1 protein-coding gene and 1 pseudogene are annotated in these 2,037 nt (G+C 46.2%); both read left to right on the top strand.

All coding sequences use genetic code 11. The annotated features are described in order from the left end of the window. Positions 1–6: 6 nt before the first annotated feature. Positions 7–351: pseudogene (locus tag VFC92_05975) on the top strand (cyclic nucleotide-binding domain-containing protein). A 69-nt stretch (positions 352–420) separates the two neighbouring features. Beyond that, positions 421–1,875: an aspartate ammonia-lyase gene (gene aspA / locus VFC92_05970; protein ID HZK07730.1), complete on the top strand. Its 1,455-nt coding sequence runs from the start codon at positions 421–423 to the stop codon at positions 1,873–1,875. Positions 1,876–2,037 lie beyond the last annotated feature (162 nt).

Below are 2,037 nucleotides of genomic sequence, written 5' to 3'. Positions count from 1 at the left end.
AGAAATATGAAAAGTAAAGAGAAAGACAACCGGATTGCTTTTATCAAAAAAATCGAGTTGTTTAATGGGCTGGATGCTCAGGAGATACAAACAGTATCCGAGCATATCACGCCGGTTTCGGTAGCCGAAGGCGATAACCTTTTTGTTGAGAACTCGCCGCGTGAAAGCATTTTCCTTATCAGCAGCGGGGAAGTGGAACTGCTCAAAAATGCCGACGGAAACCGCGAGAAGCGGCTTTGTATTTTTGGCCCCCACGACTTTCTAGGCGAAGGTTCACTCACCGATGATTCTCCACATTCTACATCGGCAAGGGCGATGACCCCCGTTGAGATTTACACCGTGGACAAGCAATTTTTTGCCGAGCAAGGCGCCATATCGCTCAAAATCTTTTCTAATATCACACGCGTCATCTCTCGGCGTATGCGGCAGTCCAATGCCCACGTCGCACAATCGGCGGCACAGTACGAATCGGGTCGCACCCGCATCGAACACGATTTACTTGGCGAACGCGAGGTACCCTACGAAGTTTACTATGGTGTGCAAACACTGCGCGCCCTCGAGAATTTTCATATAAGTGGTGTTACGATTAACTTTTACCACCGTCTGGTAGAAGCGCTGGCAATGGTGAAGCTCGGATCAGCACGCGCCAACTTCGATCTGGGGCTGCTCGAAGAGCCTGTAACCAAAGCTATGGAGCAGGCTTGTCGCGAAATTATGAACGGCAGGTTTATCCATCACTTTGCAGTAGATACCATCCAGGGCGGTGCCGGAACTTCTACCAATATGAACGCCAACGAGGTGATTGCCAACAGGGCATTGGAAATTATGGGCTACGAAAAAGGCCAGTACGAATATTGCCACCCAAACAACCATGTGAACCTGTCGCAATCGACCAATGATGCTTATCCTACTGCCGTAAAAATAGCGCTCATCAACAGCAACAAGCGGTTGATAAATGTGCTGATGAATCTTATTGCTGCTTTCCGCAAAAAGTCGCGCGAATTTGCACACGTCATCAAAATGGGACGTACACAACTGCAGGATGCTGTTCCTATGACTTTGGGGCAGGCTTTTGAAGCTTATGCTGTAACTCTTGAAGAAGAGATTGGAAGACTTGACCAGAATGCACGTCTTTTCCTGGAAGTAAATATGGGCGCTACCGCCATCGGAACTGGAATCAACAGCGATCCGGAATATAGCGACAAAGTGATTGTGCATCTGCGCGAGATCACAGGCCTGGATTTGCAATTGGCCGAAAACCTTGTGGAAGCTACCCAAGACACTGGCGCTTTTGTGATGTATTCGTCAGCCGTAAAACGCCTGGCAATAAAACTCTCCAAAATCTCCAACGACCTGCGTCTACTCGCTTCAGGTCCCCGTGCTGGCCTCAACGAGATCAATCTGCCACCGATGCAGCCCGGAAGCTCTATCATGCCCGGCAAAGTAAACCCCGTAATTCCGGAGGTGGTCAATCAGATAGCTTTTAAAGTAATTGGGAACGACCTCACCGTAACATTGGCAGCAGAAGCCGGTCAGCTTGAGCTCAACGTGATGGAACCTGTGATGGTACACAGTATCCTTGAGTCTATCGAGATGCTCAAAAACGGAATGAACACCTTCATGTATCGTTGTATCAATGGCATTACTGCCAACGAAGAACATTGTCGCAAAATGGTCGAAAACAGCATTGGTCTGGTGACGGCATTGGTGCCTTTCCTTGGTTACGACGTTTCCAACAAGCTGGCGAAAGATGCCCTTGAAAGCGGTAAAAGCGTTTACAATCTTGTGCTCGAACAAAATCTGATGACCAAAGATGAGCTTGAGACGATGCTTAATCCGGAAAATATGTTGAAACCACAAAAAATGAAGCGATAGAAACTCACTGAAAGCCAGGCAGTCAGGGAAGTTTAACTTTTTATTTTAGAAATATTATGAGATACTTCTTCGTAATTCTGCTAAAAAGTAGATATTTGCACTTTTTGAAACAATAATTTTATTAAAATCAAAATCTATTAATTTTAAAAAGGAGTATTAAAG

It is taken from the genome of Bacteroidales bacterium, assembly GCA_035647615.1.
Classification (GTDB): Bacteria; Bacteroidota; Bacteroidia; order Bacteroidales; family 4484-276; genus SABY01.
The sequence above is the reverse complement of the archived record's forward strand: the minus strand, read 5'-3'. Positions and strand labels throughout refer to the sequence as shown.